The sequence below is a fragment of the Bradyrhizobium sp. RP6 genome (genome assembly GCF_003837805.1).
Taxonomy (GTDB): domain Bacteria; phylum Pseudomonadota; class Alphaproteobacteria; order Rhizobiales; family Xanthobacteraceae; genus Bradyrhizobium.
On record NZ_RQIT01000027.1, the window covers coordinates 83,501 to 102,868 of the forward strand.

Genomic DNA, 19,368 nt, shown 5'->3' on the forward strand with positions numbered 1-19,368 from the left:
TCGCTGCGCGAGCCCCGGAATGACGCTGGAGATATCACGCCACGTTCTGGTCGAGGATCTCCACCGCCTCTTGCAGGCTGACCGACACCAGCTGCGAGACGCCGCGTTCGGCCATGGTGACGCCGAACAGTCGGTTCATCCGCGCCATCGTGATCGGGTTGTGCGTGATGATGATGAAACGCGTATCGGTCGAGCTGGTCATCTCGTGCAGCAGGTTGCAGTACCGTTCGACGTTGTGGTCGTCGAGCGGTGCGTCGACTTCGTCCAGCACGCAGATCGGCGACGGGTTGGTGAGGAACACTGCGAAGATCAGCGCCATCGCGGTCAGTGCCTGCTCGCCGCCCGAGAGCAGCGACAGCGTCTGCGGCTTCTTGCCCGGCGGCTTGGCGATGATTTCGAGGCCCGCCTCCAGCGGATCGTCGCTCTCGATCAGGTGCAGCGCGGCCTCGCCGCCGCCGAACAGCTCGACGAACAGGCGCTTGAAGTGGTTGTTGACGACCTCGAACGAGGTCAGAAGCCGCTCGCGCGCCTCCTTGTTGAGGCTCTGGATGCCCTGGCGCAGCCGCTTGATGGCCTCGACCAGGTCGTCGCGCTCGGTGACGAGGCCGGTATGCTGGGTCTCGACCTCCCGCAGCTCCTCCTCGGCGCGCAGGTTGACCGCGCCCAGGCGCTCACGGTCGCGGCGCATCTTTTCGAGGTCTTCCTCGATGTCGTGCAGCGGCGGCAGCTCGGTGCCTGGCTCGATCTCGGCAAGGCCGGCGACCGCCTGCGGCTCGACCTCGAGCATGTCGCGGATCTCGCGCTCGACATCCTCGAGCCGGCGCCGCGCGCCTTCCATGCGCTCCTCGGCGCGGGCAGTGGCCTCGCGGGCGCTGGACAGCGCCTCAAGCGTCAGCTTGGCGACGCGATCGGTCTCCGCCATCGCGCTTTCGGCGGTGGCGAGCGCGTCGGCTGCCATGCGGCGGTCATTCTCTGCGTACTCGATCTCGGTGATCAGCGCGCTGCGCTTCTCCGCGAACACGGCCGGCGCGTTTTCGAGCTCGCTGCGCTCGATCGTGAGTTCGGCGATACGGGCCTGGATGGTGTCGATGTGGGAGGCCGCGCTCTCCTTGCGATTCTGCCACTCGGTGCGCTCGGCGAGGATCGCCTGCACCCGGCGGTCGGCGAGCTCGGCTTCGCGTGCCAGCGCCTGTGCCTCGGCGCGGACCTGGGCGGCCATGCGGCGATGGCCTTCGATATCGCTGCGGACGGCGGCGAGACGCGTCTCGGTGTCCTCGCTCGACGGCAGCTCGCCGATGCCGGCCTGGGCGCATTCGTAGGCCGCTTCGGCCTCGGCGCGGTCGGCGGCGAGACGGCTGTGCGCTTCCGACAGCGTCGCCTTGCGCGCGGCGTGGCGGCTGATCTCGCGCTCGGCGGTGGCATGGCGTTCACGCGCGACGTTGAGCTCGCGCTGCGCGGCGCGCCAGGCTTCGCGGGAGGCGCCTTCCGTGCTGGCCGCCATCTGCAGCTCGGACTCGGCGTTCTCCAGCGCCTGCCGCTTGATCTGCGCGTCGATGCGGGCCTGCTCCAGCTCGTTCTCGATGTCGACGAGGCGGGCGCGCTCGGCAAGGCGGCGTGCGGCCCCGGTCGGGGCGTGAGCCGCGGCGACAAAGCCGTCCCAGCGCCAGACGTCGCCCTCGGGCGAGACCAGCCGCTGGCCGGTCTTGAGCTGCGACACGAGCTCCGCACCGCGCTCGCGCGGCACCACGCCGATCTGCGCCAGGCGGCGCGCCAGCTCGGCCGGCGCCTGCACGTGATTGGCAAGCGGCACGACGCCTTCGGGCAGCGCCGGATCGCCTTCGGTGTGTCCGACATTGGTCCAGCGCATCGGCGCCGACGGGTCGATCGGCGCATCGAGATCGTCGCCGAGCGCGGCGCCGATCGCCTTTTCAAAGCCCTTGTCGACGGTGATGCCGTCGATGATCGGCGGCCACAGATTCTTGGTCTCGCCATTGACGATCTTGGAGATCGTGCGCGCCTCGGTCTCGAGCCGCTGCACGCGCTTGTCGGCCTCGACCAGCGGCGAGCGGGAGGATTCCAGCGTCTGCCGCGCCGCGACGTGGGCCGCTTCGCTCGCCTGTGCCGCGGCTTCCGAGGCCGCGAGCGTCTGCTCAGCGGTCTCGACCACAGCGGTCAGCTCATCGAGATCGCCGAAGCCGCCGGTAGCTTCGGTGAGCTTTTGCTCTTCCGCGGCGACGTTCGCGATCTCCTGGTCGAGACGGGCGAGCTTGTCGCGGTGGGTGCGGACGTTGGCCTCGAGCTGGTTGCGCTTCGCCGTGAGGTCGGCGAGCGCCGTCGTCAGTTCGGCGAACTTCTGCTCGGTTTCGGTCAGCACCGCCTCGGCTTCGGCGACGCGTTCGTCGACGCCGGAGCGCTTCTCGACGCGCGACTTGATCTCTTCCTTCAGCTCGGCGTCTTCGGCGTCGAGCCGTTGCAGCGCGACGTCGGCGTCCATGGTTTGTTGCTGAGCACGGGAAATATCGCCTTCGAATTGAGCGAGGCGGCGCTCGAGCTCGGCGACGCGCTCCTTGGCGCGCTCTTCCTCGCGGTCGAGCAGCTCGCGGGCATTGGTCAGGCGCTGGAGCCCGGCTGCGGCGCGGGCCTCGGCATCGCGCAGCGCCGGCATTTCGGCGGCGCGGATGGCCTGGATGCGGGCGGCTTCGGCCTGGTGCTGGGTGCGCTCGGCCATTTCGCGCACCGCGAGATCGTGGGTCTGCCCGGACTCGTTGACGTCGGCATGCGCGCCGATCCAGCGCAGATGGTACAGCGTGGCTTCGGCCTTGCGGACCTTGGCGGCGACCTCGCGATAGCGCACGGCCTGGCGGGCCTGCTTCTTCAGGCCTTCCATCTGGCCCGAGAGCTGGCCGATCACGTCCTCGACACGGGTGAGGTTGGTTTCGGCCGCCTTCAGCCGCAGCTCGGCCTCGTGGCGGCGGGCATGCAGGCCGGCGACGCCGGCGGCGTCTTCCAGCACGCGGCGGCGCTGTTCCGGCTTGGCCTGGATGATCTCGCCGATCTTGCCCTGGTGGACGAGCGCCGGCGAGCGCGCGCCGGTGGCGGCGTCCGCGAACAGGATCTGCACGTCGCGCGCGCGCACGTCGCGGCCGTTGATGCGATAGACCGAGCCGGCCTCGCGCTCGATGCGGCGGGAGACTTCCAGAAGCTGGCTGTCGTTCATCGCCGCCGGCGCGGTGCGTTCGGCATTGTCGATCGTCATCGTCACTTCGGCGTGGTTGCGCGCCGGACGGTTGCCGGAGCCGGCGAAGATCACCGCGTCCATGTCGGCGGCGCGCAGCGATTTGTACGAGGTCTCGCCCATCGCCCAGCGCAGCGCTTCGACGAGATTCGACTTGCCGCAACCGTTGGGACCGACCACGCCGGTCAGGCCGGGCTCGATGACGAAGTCCGTGGGCTCAACGAAGGACTTGAAGCCGTGAAGGCGCAGGCGGGTGATTTTCATAAACACGCATCTCTGTTGGCAGGCGCGAATCTCCCTGCCGGGACAATACCATGGAAGGCAATGTCGCTGTCTGGGTGAGTCGCGCGAGGCGGCTCATGCGGCTGGACAATGGCCGCGGTGCGCCACGAGGGCAACCAGCGAAAGCCGCTTTTCCCAAGGGATTTATGCCGGGAAGAATGCGGCTTGAAATGCGCGAATCAGGATTGCCGCGTGCGAATCAGCTCTTGAGCAGCGGATTGATCTTCTTGGCGAATTCCTCGAACGAGGCCTCGCCCTTGATCTTCTCGCCGTTGATGAAGAAGGTCGGTGTCGAATCGACCTTCAACACGTCGCTGGCATATTTCTGGTCGGCGGCGATCTTGTCGAGCAGCGCCTGGTCCTTCAGGCAGGCCTCGACCTGCTGCTGAGTGAGGCCGGCCTGCTTGCCGATCCGGGTCAGGGTCTCGGTTGTATTCTTCAGCACCCAATCGTTCTGCTGGCGGAACAGCATGTCGGTGACCGCGAAATATTTCGGCGCATCGTCCTTGGCGATGCAGCGCGACAGCATCGATCCGGCGGCGGCTTTGATGTCGAGCGGGAACTCGCGGAAGATGTAACGCACCTTGCCGGTGTCGATGTATTCCGTCTTGATCTTCGGGAACACCTGCTCGTTGAAGGCGGCGCAGTGCGGGCAGGTCATCGAGGCGTATTCGGTGATGGTGACGGCGGCGTCCTTCGGGCCCAGCGCCATGTCGGGCAGCGACACCGGCTTGGCCACATCGGCCGCCGATTGCGCCATGGCTTCCGAGACGAACCGCAGCGGCGAGAGCCCGGCGAACGCGGCAAGCCCGGTCAGCGACAGCATCGTGGTGAAGGCGCGGCGGGTGATGATCAAGGTCGGCTCCCGGGATTGGCAAGGTTCGCCCAAAGGACGGGTCAAGGTTCCCGCTGGACGGCCTGTCGCTAGCTTGAAACGTCGATTGAGGCAATGGCGAGCCGCAGGGACGGGTCCAGTTTGGCGGCAGAATGAGGCTCAATTTCGCTTGATGGCGGCCCCGAGCCGGGCCAGCGCCGACTTGAGCTCGTCATCCTCGATGTCGGTCAGGCCTTCCGCCACCTTGGCGACGGCCTTCGGGTCGGGCGGTCCCGGTCGCTTCCGGGCTCGGGGCCGCGACAAGGGCGCCTGGCGGAACGCCAGCTTGCCGACCGCGCTCCAGCCGAAGAAGCGGTTGACCCGCTCCAGGATCACATCGGCTGAATGCTGGATCTCCAGCGCCATCGGCCCCTCGACCCGCAGCACCAGGGTTGCCGGCTCCTGGGGCTGACCCTCGACCGGCCGCGGCCATTGCATCTTGAGCGGCTCGGCATGGGCGGCGATCTCCGGCCCCGCGATCTGCGCCCACCGCGTCACCAGCTCGCGCGCGGCAAAGCCCTGCTTGGCATAGGCCTCGGCGAAAACGTCGTCGAGCAGGATCCCGAGCGGTTTGGCGCTGATGGGACCGGGCTTGAAGATCGGACCGGATTTGGACATGGGGCCTTATAGCACTTCGGACGTCGGGCCACAGACCCCGAGGCCCGTCATGGCCGGGCTTGTCCCGGCCATCCACGTTCTTCCTGCGAAGAAAGGCGTGGATCCCCGCGACGAGCGCGGGCATGACGTGGAGAGGCCAGTGCATTGCCGCTACAATGAGGAATGAGCCCCAGATCCGTACGCAAGCCGAAGCCGGAACCTTCTCAGCCGGAGACCTCATCGCGCCCGCTCGCGCTCCTCCAATGGTACGATCGCCATCGCCGCCGATTGCCCTGGCGGGCGGCGCCCGGCGAGGCGTCTAACCCCTATCGCGTGTGGCTCTCCGAGATCATGCTCCAGCAGACCACCGTGAAGGCGGTCGGCCCTTACTTCGAAAAATTCGTCGCGCGGTGGCCTGACGTCACGGCGCTCGGCCAGGCGTCGCTCGACGACGTGCTGCGGATGTGGGCCGGGCTCGGCTACTATTCGCGCGCACGCAATCTCCATGCCTGTGCGGTCGCGGTGACGCGCGAGCATAGCGGCGTGTTTCCGGATACCGAGGAGGGGCTGCGCGCGCTGCCGGGGATCGGGCCCTATACAGCGGCGGCGATCGCAGCAATCGCGTTCGACCGCCGTACCATGCCGGTCGACGGCAACATCGAGCGCGTGGTGTCGCGGCTGTTCGCGGTCGAGGAGGAACTGCCGCAAGCCAAGCCGCTCGTCCAGCAACTCGCCGCGACGCTGCTGGCGGACACCCGCGCCGGCGACAGCGCGCAGGCGCTGATGGATCTCGGCGCCTCGATCTGCACCCCGAAGAAGCCGGCCTGCTCCCTGTGCCCACTGAATGAGGACTGCGCGGCGCGCGCGCAGGGCACCCAGGAGGCGTTTCCGCGCAAGGCGCCGAAGAAGAGCGGGACGTTGCGGCGGGGGGCGGCTTTCGTGGTCACGCGCGGCGACGAGTTGCTCGTCCGCTCAAGGCCCGACAAGGGGCTGCTCGGCGGCATGACGGAAGTGCCGGGCTCGGACTGGCTCGCCGGCCAGGACGATGCGACGGCGAAGCAGCAGGCGCCGGAGCTGAAGGGGCTGTCGCGCTGGCAGCGCAAGGTGGGCGTCGTCACCCACGTATTCACGCATTTTCCGCTGGAGCTGGTGGTCTACACTGCGAAGGTGCAAGCCCGCACCCTCGCGCCAGAGGGCATGCGCTGGGTGCCGATCGCAACCCTGGCCGGCGAAGCGCTTCCGAACGTGATGCGCAAGGTCATCGCGCATGGATTGGGCTTCTAGGCCTCCATCCTGCTGACAACAGGCTGTCAGCAGCCTTGCGTTACCAGCGGGCAACAGGAGATCTCGCATGGTCAAGACCGCGCTCGACAACTTCCGAAGGCCACCCTGTGCCGAACTGCTGAGATGGCGTCTGCTCGATGCCCGCCCGCAGGAGGGCTGGATCAGGCTCGGTTTCGAAGGCAAGCCGGAGTTCTGCAACCCTGCGGGTTTCGTCCAGGGCGGCATGCTCTCGGCCATGCTCGACGACACCATGGGTCCGGCTGTGCTCGTGATGAGCGAGGGCCGGCTCTACACCACCACGATCAGCATGACCGTGAATTTTTTGGCACCCGCAAAGCCCGGCCCGATCATCGGCGAGGCCAAGGTGACGCAACTCGGCAAGACGATCGCCTTCGTCGAAGCCAAGCTGATGGCGGAGGACGGCACGCTGCTGGCGACGGCCAGCGCCAGCGAGCGGCTGCTGGAGGCGGCGAGGGTGGTGGGTAAATAGTTTAGCGTTGCGCACTGCTCTTCTCTCCTTGTGGGAGAAGGTGGCGCGAAGCGCCGGATGAGGGGTTTCTCTTCGCGAGTCTAAACTGCGAGTTGGACTCGCGGAGAGATACCCCTCACCCGAGTGAGCCTGCTTCCGGCATCGCTGCCCTCTCCCGCAAGGGGCGAGGGCACATCAACGGGCATCTCGCCTCGTGCGAAAGCTCACGCACTCGCCCGCGCGTCCTTGCTCACGATCGGCGGCTTGGCATTCAGCGCGTCGACCTGGAAGCCCGCGACGCGCTTGTAGTTCGCGGCGATGCCTTCCAGCTCCTGCTGGGACAAGACGTCGGTGACGACCTCAAAGCCGTCGGGCGCGCGCTCCTCGACGAGCTGCATCACCTGCTCCGGGCCGTTCTTGCGGTTGAGCAGGACGAGGTCGGTGGTTGCGGGCCGGCGCTCGGCCTCATAGGCGAGCAGCGCCGCGGTCGTCGGGCCATGCGCGAGAATCTCGCGGGTGATGACGCGGGCGTCGAGGATCGCCTGCGAGGCGCCGTTCGAGCCGATCGGGTACATCGGATGCGCGGCATCGCCCATCAGCGTGACGCGGCCGAAGGTCCACTGCGACACCGGATCACGGTCGACCAGCGGATATTCGTAGGCGTGCGGGCAGTTCCTGATCAGCCCGGGCACATCGAGCCACTCGAATTTCCAGCTTTCGAACCAGGGCAAGAACTCTTCCAGCCGCGCGGTGCGGTTATAGTCCTCGCGCCGCCACTGATAGGTCGGGGGCATGTGCCGCTCGGCGACCCAGTTGATCTGATAATTGCCTGCCGCATCCGGCGCCTTGCTGATCGGATAGCAGACGAATTTCAGGATCTCGTGCCCCGCCATGATCATGGTGCGGCCGCTGAGGAAAGCCTTTGCCGGCGTCACGCCGCGCCAGAGGATGCGGCCGTTCCAGATCGGCGGGCCTTCGCCCGGATAGAGCTTTTCGCGCACGGCGGAATGGATGCCGTCGGCCGCGATCAGGATCGCGCCGTCGTAAGTCCCCGCGGCTTTGCCGGTCGCCTTGTCGATGAAATCGGCGCGCACGCCATCCGCAGTCTCGGTCCAGCCGGTCAGATGGTGGCTGGTGAGGATGTTCTCGCGGCCGAGCCGCTCGATCGCGGCGTCGAGCAGAAGCTGCTGCAGCGTGCCGCGATGGATCGAGAATTGCGGCCATTTGTACCCGGCCTCCAGCCCGCGCGGTTCGCTCCAGATCGGCTTGCCGTGCTTGGAGAAATAGGCGAGCTCGCGGGTCCGCACGCCACTGGCGTCCAACTTGTCCATCAAGCCGAGCTCGATCAGCTCGCGCACTGCATGCGGCAGCACGTTGATGCCGACGCCGAGCGGCTTCAGTTCCGCGACGCTCTCGAACACTTTTACGGGAACGCCGATTTCGTGCAGGCTGAGCGCAAGTGTCAACCCGCCGATGCCGCCACCGGCGATAAGTACCGTCATGAGAAGACCCCTCCGATTGCAGGCGTCTTGGCACAGCCGCATGGCGGTGGGCAACTGCGAAGAGGATGTTGTGCTATGGACGTCGGGCCCGACAGTCGTTAATTTTCGGCTTTCCCATGAGGTCCGACATGCTCAAGCTCTACTACGCCACCGGCACCTGCGCGCTCGCCACCTACATCACCCTGGAGGAGGCCGGTGCCGACTACTCGGCCGAACGGCTGAGCTTCAAGGACAACCAGCAGAACAGCCCGGACTATCTCGCGATCAACCCGAAGGGCCGGGTGCCGGCGTTGGTCACCGACCGCGGCGTCCTGACCGAGACGCCGGCCATGCTGGCCTACATCGCGCAGACCTTCCCCAAGGCGAAGCTCGCGCCGCTCGACGATCCCTTCGACTTCGCCGAGGTGCAGTCGTTCAACTCCTATCTTTGCTCGACCGTGCACATCAATCACGCCCACAAGATGCGCGGCGCCCGGTGGGCGACGGAGGAGAGCTCGTTCGCCGACATGAAGGCGATGGTCCCGAAGACCATGGCCGCCTGCTTCAAGCTGATCGAGCAGAAGATGTTTCGGGGGCCCTGGGTGATGGGCGATCAGTTCACGATCTGCGATCCCTATCTCTACACGCTCTCGACCTGGCTCGAAGGTGACAGCGTCGACATCAATGCCACGCCGAAGATCGCCGATCACTTCAAGCGCATGTCCGACCGCCCCGCAGTAAGCAAGGTGATGGCGGCGCAGAAGGCGTAAGGCTCGGCGTCATGTTCCGCCGTCGTCCCGGATAAGCGAGCGCTGGTCCGGGACGACAGCATGATCGGTGAGGGGCAATCCTAACCAGCGCGCCGCTTCTCCAGCCCCCGCCCTGTTTCCAGCATCAGCCGCCGCAGCCAGATCGAGCCCGGGTCCATCTGCGCCCGCGTCGGATGGAACATGAACTGCTCGTCGATCCCGGGATCGAGCGGCGGCGTCACCGTGACGAGACCGAGCTGCTTCGACAGCGCCGCGATCAGCCGGCGCGGCACGAAGGCGACGAGGTCGGTGCGGGCGGCGACGTGCAGCGCTTCGAGATAGCCTGAGACCACCAGCGCAATGTGCCGCTCGATGCCCTTGGCTCGCAGCCAGGTGTCGATCAGGTCCTCGCTGTTGCCGCGGATGATCACGCCGACATGGCGCGCGGCGAGGAACGTCTCGCGCCGTTTCAGCTTCGCGGCCATGGGGTGGCCGCGCCGCACCGCCAGCGCGTCGCTGTCGGTATAGAGCAGCTGGCGGTGAAAGCCCTTGAAGGCATTGCCGATCGAGATCACGAGATCGATCGTGCGGGCGAACTCGGCGTAGAAGATCGCAGGTCCCCGCCACGGCACGACGTCGATGCGGACATTGGGCGCGGCCTGCGTCACCTTCTCCGTCAACGGCGGCATCAACAGCTCGACCGCGAGGTCGGGCATCATCAGGCGGAATTGCCGCTCGCTGCGCGCGGCATCGAATTCGTCCGGCACGAACAGCCCACGCACCTGATCCAGCGCCTGCGCCAGCGGGGCGCGCAGCGCCTGAGCCCGTGGCGTCAGCTCCATCCGTGCACCGGTGCGTACCAAGAGCGGATCGCCGAAGATGTCGCGCAGGCGCTGGAGCGCATGGCTCGTCGCCGGCTGCGAGAGCCCGATCCTGAGTGCGGCGCGGCTGACATTGGCTTCGCGCAGCAAGGCGTCGAGCGCGGTCAGCAGGTTGAGGTCGAGCGCAGTCAAATTCATCAGATGAATAGATATCATATAAGGTATCAATTTGAAGAATTTGGATTCTGCGTCGAAGATCCTCCTGTTCTCAGCACAAGGAGATGCCGCCATGAGCGCTGCCGCCAACAAGAAACTGATGCAGGATATCTTTGCCGCCGCGGCCCATACCGATCCGGCCGCGCGGGACCGAGCCTTGTTTGCCGCCAGCCTTGCCGACGACGCCAAATGGGTCGTGACCGGGCAATATTCCTGGTCACGCGCGTTCTCGGGCAAGGAGGCGATCCTCAACGATCTGCACGGCTATGTGCGCACGCGCCTGCGCGATCGCACGCGCACAATCGCCCACCGCTTCATTGCCGAGGGCGACATCGTCGTGGTGGAAGCCAGGGGCGACAACGTCACGCCAGACGGGGTCCGTTACGACAATGACTATTGTCTCGTGTTCCGCCTCGAGGACGGCAAGATCAAGGAGATCCGGGAATACTGCGACTCGGTCCTGACCGAGAAGGCGCTGGGTCCTTTTCCGCAGGCTCCGGTGAGGGTTGCGAGCTAGCGGGACTGAACTGCTGCCAATCCCATCCGGGCAAAGCCGGTGATGGTTGTGCGGCCCTGGAAGGCCCTGGTCGAGATGGTCCGTATCAGGCGCACACGTCCAGGGCCCGGGATCGACTCGCTGCCATGACCGAGCGGGAGCTTCTGGCCTCGGAGATGAGACTTGGGCATGACACGGTCGGAGATCGCCTGCGAGCTGCACAAGCCCCGCCGGCGAAGATGAGGAGTGGCGGGACACGGCCCGGCGTCCGCTTATGAATGCCGGCGGAACTTTCGGGTTTCGCCGGCGTTCCTTCGCTTCCCGGGGCAATTGCGCCCCCGGGCATCGAGCGCGCTTGGGAATTTCATGCTGGCTGGGGTTTCTAACGTCTCGATACAGCTCAACCACAGCTTCCCCGGACTGCGCGAGCGACTGAGAGAAGCGACTGCGGACGCGCACCGGGAACTCGACGCACAGTTTTCATCGTTCGATCTCACCGTCATTGCGGGCTATCGCCGCTTTCTTCAAGCCAGCGCCGGCGCGCTGCTTCCACTCGAAGATGCGCTCGAGCAGGCAGGCGTCGTTCGGCTGTTTCCGGACTGGCCGGAGCGGTCGCGTCGCGCCGCGATCACAGCTGACCTCCGACGGCTCGGCAGCGCCGCGCCATCCATCGTGTTTGTGCCGCCGCTGACGTCCGGTGGTGTGCTCGGCACGATGTACGTGCTGGAGGGCTCGCGGCTCGGAGCCAGGTATCTGCTGAAGCAGGTCGCGGATGCGGTCGACCCTCGTATCAGTGCGGCCACCAGCTATCTCAGCCATGGTGCAGGCAAGCGGCTCTGGCAGAGCTTCCTGTCGAAGCTTCAGGGCGATGGGGCTTGTGACGAGGATGACGTGATCCAGGCGGCGCGCGCCGCCTTTGCCGCATTCGAGCAGGCGGCGGACCGCGCATGAACGAGGCGGTCGATCTCACCAATTGCGATCGCGAGCCGATCCACATTCCCGGCAGCGTGCAGCCGTTCGGTTTCCTGCTCGCTGTGCTCCCGGATTTCACGATCTGCATGGCATCGGACAATGTCGGCAGCTTCCTCGGCGCTGACATTGCCGAGCTGCTGCAACGACCGCTGTCGAGCGTGATCTCGGCAGCGGCCGTCGAGACGATCCGCAGCCGTGTCGATCATCTGGGCGGTCCGGACGCCACCGAACGGCTGTTCGGCGTGGAGCTGCAGTCGGGCAGGGCTCCCTTCGACCTCTCCATTCATCTTTCCGGTGTCTATCTGATCATCGAGGCGGAGCCGAGCGTCCACGAGCCCGGCGTCAATTCCGGCGAACTCGTGCGCCTGATGCTTGAAAGGATCCGCAAGACGCACGGCATGGCCGATCTGGCGCGGGAGGCGGCGCGCCAGCTCAAGGCGCTGACCGGTTTCGACCGCGTCATGGTCTATCAGTTTCATCCGGACGGGTCAGGCGAGGTGATCGCCGAGACCGCGGAGGCCCGGCTCGAATCCTTCCTCGGCCTGCGTTATCCCGCATCGGACATTCCAAGGCAGGCGCGGGCCCTCTATCAGCGCAACTGGCTGCGCATCATCGCCGACGTCAACGCAAGGCCGGCCGCGCTGGTATCGACGGCTACGCACAACGCAGGGCTGCTCGATCTTTCGATGAGCGTGCTGCGCTCGGTCTCGCCGATCCACATCGAATATCTGCGCAACATGGGCGTTGCCGCCTCCATGTCGGTGTCGATCCTGCGCGATGGCAAGCTGTGGGGCCTGTTTGCCTGCCATCATTATTCGCCGCGGTATATTTCGTTCGACAAGCGTACGGCCTCCGAGCTGTTCGGTCAGATGTTCTCCTGGATCGTGCAAGGGCGCGAGCGCGAGGGCGATGTGGCCTATGAGGCCCGCGCCCATCAGGTCCAGGAGCGGTTGATCGAGATGGCGGCTTTCCACGAGCACAGCCGCCGCGCGATCGTCGATTTCCTCGGTGACTACCGCAAGATGATCGAGTGCGACGGCGTCGCGGTCTGGTCCGACAACAAGATCGCGCTCGATGGAGAGACGCCGACCGAAGACGAGGTGAAGGATCTTGTCGGCTTCATCAACCGCACTTCGCCGGGGCGGATCTTCGCGAGCGCCGAGATCGCCAAGGTCTATGCCGCCGGCCAGGCCTTCCGTGACCGCGCGGCGGGCTTTCTCGCCATCCCGATCTCGCGCACTCCGCGCGACTGCCTGATTTTCTTTCGGCGCGAGGTGACGCGCTCGGTCAAATGGGCCGGCGATCCCAACAAGGTGTACGACGAAGGTCCGCACGGGCCGCGCCTGACGCCGCGCAAGAGCTTCGAGCTCTGGCAGGAGACGGTGGCGGGGCAGTCGAAGCCGTGGTCGGCGGCCGACATCCGCATCGCCGAGAGCCTGCGCGTCACGCTGCTGGAGGTCATCCTGCAACTGTCCGACCTCGCCGCGCGCGAGCGCCGCGGGGCGCAGGAGCGGCAGGAACTGATGATCGCCGAGCTCAATCACCGCGTCCGCAACATCCTGAGCCTCGTTCGCGCCCTGGTGGCGCAGAGCAAGGAGACCGCGACCAGCGTCGAGGAGTTCGCCGGCGTTCTCGGCGGCCGCATCCAGGCTCTGGCGCGCGCCCACGATCAGATCACAAACCTGAACTGGGCCCCGGTCGCGCTCCGCACCTTGGTCGAGTCCGAGGCCGGCGCCTATCTCGGCGCGCGCGCGGGACGGGTGAAGATGGGCGGTCCGGACGTCGCGCTGGATCCCAAGGCGTTCGCCACGCTGGCTCTGGTCGTGCACGAGATGATGACCAATTCCGCCAAGTATGGCGCACTTGCCGATTCCACCGGCAGTGTCGAGGTGGTCTGGCGCCTCGATCCGTCTTCCAGCCTCGTCATCGAATGGAAGGAGAGCGGCGGTCCGCCGGTGCAGCCGCCGTCGCGGCGCGGCTTCGGCACGACGATCATCGAGCGATCGGTGCCGTTCGACCTCAAGGGCGATGCCGAGATCCGCTTCGACCTCCTGGGCGTGCAGGCGAAGTTCGTGATTCCCCCCAATTTCGTCGAATTGGTCCCGTCTATCGCAGGAGCCGCCATGCGCGTCGAGGAGCAGCAGTCCGCCCGACCCAGGATTTCCGACACGGTGCTGATCGTCGAGGACAATCTGATCATCGCGATGGCGGCGGAGGTCATCCTGCTCGATCTCGGCGCCCGCCACGTCGACACCGCAGCCACCGTCGATCAGGCGCTGCGCTCGATCGAGCGCACCCGACCGAGCTTTGCCCTGCTCGATCTCAACCTCGGCAGCGAGAGCAGCATCAAGGTGGCACAGAAGCTGAAGGAGATCGGGGTGCCCTTCATCTTTGCGACCGGCTATGGCGAGCGCGCGCCGATCCCCGAGCAATTGGCGTCGGCGCCGGTGGTCCAGAAGCCCTACACGCTGGAAGTGGTCGAGCATGCACTCGACAAATTGCGGAAGGCCGGCGCCTCGTGAGCGTTCGCATGCAGCGCTCTGCATGACGCTGCGCATTCGCGCGCGAACTCTGCATAGCTGCCGACAAAAACAGCAGATTTCGTGCCGGCCGATCTCAATCGCGCGAAAGATTTGAAGGTTCAATTAACGAGTGTCCTCCATTGTACCGCGGTGCAGCGTGGGTCGCGAGGATGCGACGCGCGGCTGCCGGGGTGGCCGGTGACGATCGCCGGAATCGTTTGGCCGCTCGAAGCGGAATGCATCTGGGTGGACAGTGGGAATGCCGAAATTTCGTTTGCGGATCAGGGGACGCCTGTACGCAGGCTTCATGGCCCTTGTGGCGGTCGGTCTCGTGATGGCGGTGGTTGCCGTCTGGAATTTGCGGGATGTGCAGAATCAGGTCGCAAGACAATCCGCGCTCTCGGACAGCACGGCGCGGGTGCTGGAGATTTCCACCCATCTTCAGGCGATCCAGCGCGCCAATCTTCGCTACGTCTACGATGCGAACGAGTCTGCGATGAAGGAGGCCCAGGAGCGGGAAACTGCCGCGATCGGGCTGTTGCAGGTCGGGGCGAAGGGCACGCTCTCGGAGGAGCGGAGAACGCTTTACAACGGCCTCATCGACGACATCGCCCAAATGCGACGTCTGCGTGACAATCTCGGCGACGCCGTCAACGAGGCGAGAACGGGCAAGGCGACGCTGCTGCCGAGCGGGGAGGATCTGGCCGTCAAGACGGGCAAGCTAGTCGACGTGGCGCGCGCCGCCGTCGACGAAGATACCGCGGCCCTCGTCGCTGATCTCGAATCGCGAATCCTGCTCGTGAGGATCGCAAACTGGCGCTTTCTGGCCCTTCGCGATACCCAGGGCCCTGCGACCTTCAGGGCGAGCGTCGACAGGGCCGCGCAACGGCTCGCGGCACTCGAAAAGAGCCCGCAAGCGACGGAGCTGCGAACCACGCTTGCGCCGGTGAAGACCTCGCTTGGAATCTACAAATCGGCGTTCGAGACGACGTCCGCCGCGATGCTTCAGGCCGACGAGATCTACCACAAGAATCTCGCGCCCCTCATCGTCGACAGCATCGGCAAGCTCAAGACCTTGGAAACGGCCCTGAAGCAGGACTACCAGCGATCGCGGACCACTGCCGAAGCCGTGATCGCCGGAACGACGACCGTTCAGGAGATTGCCGGCGGCCTCGCCATCTTGTTCGGCGGCATCGTTGCCTTCCTGATCGCCCGCAGCATCGTCGGTCCCCTGACCTCGATGACAGGTGCGATGGGGCGGCTTGCCGGCGGCAATCTCGAGGTCGAGATTCCCGGCCGCGGCAGGGCCGACGAGATCGGCGACATGGCCAAGGCGATCCAGGTGTTCAAGGACAACATGATCGAGACCGAACGCATGCGTGCCGAGCAGGCCGAGATCGAGGCGCGGCAGGCCGAGAGCCGCAAGGCCGACATGGCCAAGCTTGCCGATCAGTTCGAGCAGGCGGTCGGTGAGATCGTCAACACGGTGTCGTCGGCGTCGAACGAGCTCGAAGCCTCCGCGGGCACTTTGACCACGACGGCCGCGCGGGCCCAGGACCTCTCGACCGAGGTCGCCAGCGCCTCGCAGGAGGCCTCGGCCAATGTGCAGGCGGTCGCCTCGGCGACCGAGGAGCTCTCCTCCTCGGTATCCGAGATTGCCCGCCAGGTGCAGGAATCCGCTCGCATCGCCACCGAAGCCGTCGGTCAGGCGAGCAGGACCAACGAGCGCGTCGGCGCGCTCTCCAAGGCCGCCGCGCGGATCGGTGACGTGGTCGAGCTGATCAGCACCATCGCCGGCCAGACCAATCTGCTGGCGCTCAACGCCACCATCGAGGCTGCGCGTGCGGGCGATGCCGGCCGCGGCTTTGCGGTGGTCGCCTCCGAGGTCAAGGCGCTCGCCGAGCAGACTGCGAAGGCCACCGGCGAGATCGCCCAGCAGGTCTCCGGCATCCAGGCCGCGACGGAGGAGTCGGTCGGCTCGATCAGAGAGATCAGCGGCACCATCGAGCGGCTGTCGGAGATTTCGTCGACGGTCGCCGCCGCCGTGGAGCAGCAGGGCGCGGCGACGCAGGAGATATCCCGCAATGTCCAGCAGGCGGCCCATGGCACCCAGCTGGTGTCGTCCAACATCGGCGACGTGCAGCGCGGCGCCTCCGAGACCGGATCGGCCTCCTCGCAGGTGCTGTCGGCGGCGCGCTCGCTGTCGGCCGATAGCAGCCGCCTCAAGCTCGAAGTGGCCAAGTTCCTGAGCTCGGTCCACGCCGCCTAACCGAAAGCGGACGTATCCTGCTGCATGGTCATTCCGGGGCGGTGCGAAGCACCGACCCGGAATCTCGAGATTCCAAGGTGCGCAACTGCGCACCACCGTTCGCCGCCCTGCGGCGCCCCGGAATGACTGCTACGGCGATCAGGCCGCGTTGATCTTCATGTGCTTGAACATGTTGCTGCGCGCTTCGTCGTCCATCTCGGCCTTGAAGGTGAACTTGTCCTTCAGGGCGATGGCGCGCCCCGCCGCGGGCCGCGCCGAGATCTCGTCGACGAGCCGCTTCACGTTCGGGTATCGCGCAAACGCATCGTCGCCGAGCTTGAACGGCACCATCCGCGCCCAGCCCCACAGTGCCATGTCGACGATCGAATAGCTGTCACCGACCATGTAGCGGCGGCCCTGGAGGTGACTGTCGAGAATCCTGTAGTGGCGATCGGTCTCGTACTGGTAGCGATTATGGGCGTAGTCGTGGTTCTGGTCCTTCGGCGCAAAATGCTTGAAGTGGACGGCCTGCCCCGAATATGGCCCGACGCCGGTCGCCACGAACATCAGCCAAGACAGCAATTCGGCGCGGTTCGACGGCAGGAATTTGCCGGTCTTCTCGGCGAGATAGAGCAGGATGGCGTTCGAGTCGAACACGATCGTGCCGTTGTCGTCGATGGCCGGAACCTTGCCGTTCGGATTGACCTTCAGAAATTCAGGCGCGAATTGCTCGCCCTTGCGGGTGTCGATCTTGACCGGCTCGAAGGCCAGCCCGGACTCCTCCAGAAACAGCGCAACCTTGGTCGGATTTGGTGATCCGTTGAAAAAGAATTTGAGCATCGAGCATCTCCCCGGTGTCTGTTGCGCGCGCGGACGCGACGTGGTTGGGCGGACCTTGTCTTGCCTGAACCCGTCGCGGGAGAGCAACCGGCGAGTTTGCCGGGCGGCGTCTGCGCGCTACGCAGATCAAGCGGCGTAACAAAGGCCGATGGCCGCCGTAATGACCATGGTCGCGCCCACGGCCTCCAGCCGCAGCCCGAGCCGTGCGGCCAGATGCATGTCGGAGGCCCGCGCCGCGCGTTCCGGTCCGCGCGCGAAGCCGTGGACGATGACGTCGTGGTTGAAATTGTCGTGCGCCTCGTTGCTGCTGGCGAGCCCGACGCAGATCACGAGCATGCCGAACAGTGCGAGGCCGAAAAATCCCAGCATCGCGATCAGGAACATCGGAAACATGCCGGCCAGGAAGATCGGCAGTAGCGGCACCAGCAGCAATGTCTCGGAGTGGCGTCGCATGGAAGCTGGCCAGGTCAGGACAATGCGCTGATCCTAGTCCTGCTGGCGGCCGGGTTCAACCAAGCGCGTCGTTCCCGGGGCGGGCGATGCGCGAGCGGCTGCGTCATTCAAGCGGCTATTGGGGCCAAGGCGCAAGAGCGCCTTTGCCCACCTTGCGAGGCTACGACGCGCGGCAACGGCTACTCGGCCGCCATGCCGGCGCGGATCTCGGCGCGCAGTTCGTCGATCAGCTTGAGACCCTTCTTGGTCTCGACGTGCCAGAAGGTCCAGCCGTTGCAGGCCTGCGCGCCTTGCGCCACCGCGCCGATGCGGTGGATCGAGCCGACCTTGTCGCCCAGCATGATGGCGCCGTCGGCACGGACCAGCGCGCCCAGCTTCTTCTTGGCGTCGAACAGTTTCGTGCCGGGCATGATCATGCCGCGCTCGATCAGCTCGGCGAACGCGACGCGCGGCGCTTCGCGCGCGGTCATGAACGGGGCGAGGCTCTCCTCCGGCAGCGGCTCGACGGCGGCGATGCGGGCCTCGGCCGCCTTGGCGTAAGTCTTGTCGCGCTCGAAACCGATATAGGAGCGGCCGAGGCGCTTTGCGACCGCGCCGGTGGTGCCGGTGCCGTTGAAGGGATCGATCACGAGATCGCCGGGCCTGGATGACGACAGCAGCACGCGCGCGAGCAGGCCTTCCGGCTTCTGCGTCGGATGCACCTTCTTGCCGTCGGCGCCCTTGAGGCGCTCTTCGCCGGTGCAGAGCGGGATCAGCCAGTCGGACCGCGCCTGCACGTCCTCATTGGCGGCCTTCAGCGCCTCGTAATTGAACGTGTAGCCCTTGGCCTTCTCGTCGCGCGCGGCCCAGATCATGGTCTCGTGCGCGTTGGTGAAGCGGCGGCCGCGGAAATTCGGCATCGGGTTGGTCTTGCGCCAGACTATGTCGTTCAGGAGCCAGAAGCCGAGGTCCTGCATGATCGCGCCGACGCGGAAGATGTTGTGATAGGAGCCGATCACCCAGATCGTCGCCGACGGCTTCATCGCACGGCGGGCGGCAAGCAGCCAGGCGCGGGTGAAATCGTCATAGGCGGAGAACGAATCGAACTTGTCCCAGTCGTCGTTGACGGCATCGACATGGGATTCGTCGGGGCGCTTGAGATCGCCCTTGAGCTGGAGATTGTAGGGCGGGTCGGCGAACACCAGGTCGACCGAACCAGCCTGAAGCTTCGACATCTCGGCGACGCAATCGCCGAGAATGATGCGATGCGAAGGAGACTCAAAATTTGTGCGGGGCGCCCTTGCAGACGCCCCGCGACGCGACTCTACCATGACTCAAGAACTCTGACTCAGGCGACGCTGTCGGCGACGCGGGACCAAACAACCGACTGGCCGTTACATTGAAGGGGCAAAGTAAAAAACGACTTAACTCGCCGCTCTCGTAAGCAGCCGTCGCTTTGCCGTTCGTGCGCACGTTGCTGTGCGCATTCGCTGTATTTTGCAGTGTATTTCGCGTTTGCTCGCGCTGCTGGATCAATCGTGGCGGCAAAAAGGCTGCAAATTTCTCTCGGAAAAAATTGCTCGACCCTCGGAAAAAATTGCTGGCATCGACACGCTGTCGCACTAGGCAATTTTTGCCGGCCACGATATTGATAAGAGCAACGGAAATTTTACGTGTGTGGCGCGTTGAACCTTGGCGCTGTCTCGCGTCGTCGAAACTGAATCAGGGACCCCAAAAGGAAAGGCCGCCATGCGTTACGATGACTTCCGCCGGAGCGACGACATCGAGGATCGTCGCGAGGAAGGTGGTGGCTTTGGCGGCGGAGGAGGCGGGTTCGGTCTGCCGATGGG

15 protein-coding genes are annotated in these 19,368 nt (G+C 65.7%); 7 read left to right on the plus strand and 8 right to left on the minus strand.

Annotation, left to right across the window (positions count from 1 at the left end; translation table 11 throughout):
• Window positions 1-34 precede the first annotated feature (34 nt).
• The 3 genes from smc to EHH60_RS32285 form a co-directional block, all read right to left on the minus strand.
• Window positions 35-3,499: a chromosome segregation protein SMC gene (gene smc / locus EHH60_RS32275; protein WP_124163377.1), complete on the minus strand. Its 3,465-nt coding sequence runs from the start codon at window positions 3,497-3,499 to the stop codon at window positions 35-37.
• 217 nt (window positions 3,500-3,716) lie between these two features.
• Entirely contained in the window at window positions 3,717-4,373 is a 657-nt protein-coding gene (locus EHH60_RS32280) for a DsbA family protein (protein WP_124163378.1), read from the minus strand.
• Window positions 4,374-4,511: 138 nt separating this feature from the next.
• Entirely contained in the window at window positions 4,512-5,009 is a 498-nt protein-coding gene (locus EHH60_RS32285; protein WP_124163379.1) for a DUF721 domain-containing protein, read from the minus strand.
• 162 nt (window positions 5,010-5,171) lie between these two features.
• Between EHH60_RS32285 and mutY the strand changes: the two genes are divergently transcribed.
• Both mutY and EHH60_RS32295 read left to right on the plus strand, forming a co-directional pair.
• Window positions 5,172-6,272 carry an A/G-specific adenine glycosylase gene (gene mutY, locus EHH60_RS32290; RefSeq protein ID WP_124163380.1) on the plus strand — a complete coding sequence of 367 codons (1,101 nt, stop codon included), beginning with the start codon at window positions 5,172-5,174 and terminating at the stop codon, window positions 6,270-6,272.
• Window positions 6,273-6,339: 67 nt separating this feature from the next.
• Window positions 6,340-6,762 (plus strand): PaaI family thioesterase, encoded by a 423-nt coding sequence (locus tag EHH60_RS32295; protein ID WP_124163381.1) that lies wholly within the window; start codon window positions 6,340-6,342, stop codon window positions 6,760-6,762.
• A 203-nt stretch (window positions 6,763-6,965) separates the two neighbouring features.
• Here the strand turns inward: EHH60_RS32295 and EHH60_RS32300 are convergent, their stop codons facing one another.
• Window positions 6,966-8,243 carry a flavin-dependent oxidoreductase gene (locus tag EHH60_RS32300; protein ID WP_124163382.1) on the minus strand — a complete coding sequence of 426 codons (1,278 nt, stop codon included), beginning with the start codon at window positions 8,241-8,243 and terminating at the stop codon, window positions 6,966-6,968.
• Between the two features lie 128 nt (window positions 8,244-8,371).
• Here EHH60_RS32300 and EHH60_RS32305 point away from each other — a divergent pair, with 128 nt between their 5' ends.
• Entirely contained in the window at window positions 8,372-8,992 is a 621-nt protein-coding gene (locus tag EHH60_RS32305) for a glutathione S-transferase family protein (protein WP_124163383.1), read from the plus strand.
• A gap of 80 nt (window positions 8,993-9,072) precedes the next feature.
• Here EHH60_RS32305 and EHH60_RS32310 read toward each other — a convergent pair whose 3' ends face one another.
• Window positions 9,073-9,990, minus strand: a complete 918-nt coding sequence (locus tag EHH60_RS32310; RefSeq protein WP_124163384.1) for a LysR family transcriptional regulator — start codon at window positions 9,988-9,990, stop codon at window positions 9,073-9,075.
• Window positions 9,991-10,081: 91 nt separating this feature from the next.
• Here EHH60_RS32310 and EHH60_RS32315 point away from each other — a divergent pair, with 91 nt between their 5' ends.
• The 4 genes from EHH60_RS32315 to EHH60_RS32330 all read left to right on the plus strand — a co-directional run bounded on the left by EHH60_RS32315 (window position 10,082) and on the right by EHH60_RS32330 (window position 16,267).
• Window positions 10,082-10,525, plus strand: coding sequence for a nuclear transport factor 2 family protein (locus tag EHH60_RS32315; RefSeq protein WP_124163385.1), 444 nt, complete (start codon window positions 10,082-10,084; stop codon window positions 10,523-10,525).
• Between the two features lie 345 nt (window positions 10,526-10,870).
• A complete protein-coding gene (locus EHH60_RS32320) occupies window positions 10,871-11,455 on the plus strand; it encodes a biliverdin-producing heme oxygenase (protein WP_124163386.1) in 585 nt (194 codons plus the stop codon).
• Complete coding sequence (locus tag EHH60_RS32325) at window positions 11,452-13,998, plus strand: HWE histidine kinase domain-containing protein (RefSeq protein WP_124163387.1); 2,547 nt, start codon at window positions 11,452-11,454, stop codon at window positions 13,996-13,998. Before EHH60_RS32320 ends, EHH60_RS32325 begins: the two co-directional genes overlap by 4 nt.
• A 259-nt stretch (window positions 13,999-14,257) precedes the next feature.
• Window positions 14,258-16,267: a methyl-accepting chemotaxis protein gene (locus EHH60_RS32330; RefSeq protein ID WP_199752312.1), complete on the plus strand. Its 2,010-nt coding sequence runs from the start codon at window positions 14,258-14,260 to the stop codon at window positions 16,265-16,267.
• Between the two features lie 138 nt (window positions 16,268-16,405).
• On the opposite strand, the gene EHH60_RS32335 is transcribed toward EHH60_RS32330, so the two are convergent.
• The 3 genes from EHH60_RS32335 to EHH60_RS32345 all read right to left on the minus strand — a co-directional run bounded on the left by EHH60_RS32335 (window position 16,406) and on the right by EHH60_RS32345 (window position 18,849).
• The gene (locus tag EHH60_RS32335; RefSeq protein WP_124163389.1) at window positions 16,406-17,086 is read right to left on the minus strand and encodes a glutathione S-transferase family protein; all 681 of its coding nucleotides are present in this window, start codon (window positions 17,084-17,086) and stop codon (window positions 16,406-16,408) included.
• Between the two features lie 126 nt (window positions 17,087-17,212).
• The gene (locus EHH60_RS32340) at window positions 17,213-17,539 is read right to left on the minus strand and encodes a hypothetical protein (protein ID WP_124163390.1); all 327 of its coding nucleotides are present in this window, start codon (window positions 17,537-17,539) and stop codon (window positions 17,213-17,215) included.
• A 179-nt stretch (window positions 17,540-17,718) separates the two neighbouring features.
• Window positions 17,719-18,849 (minus strand): site-specific DNA-methyltransferase, encoded by a 1,131-nt coding sequence (locus EHH60_RS32345; RefSeq protein WP_124163391.1) that lies wholly within the window; start codon window positions 18,847-18,849, stop codon window positions 17,719-17,721.
• Window positions 18,850-19,368 lie beyond the last annotated feature (519 nt).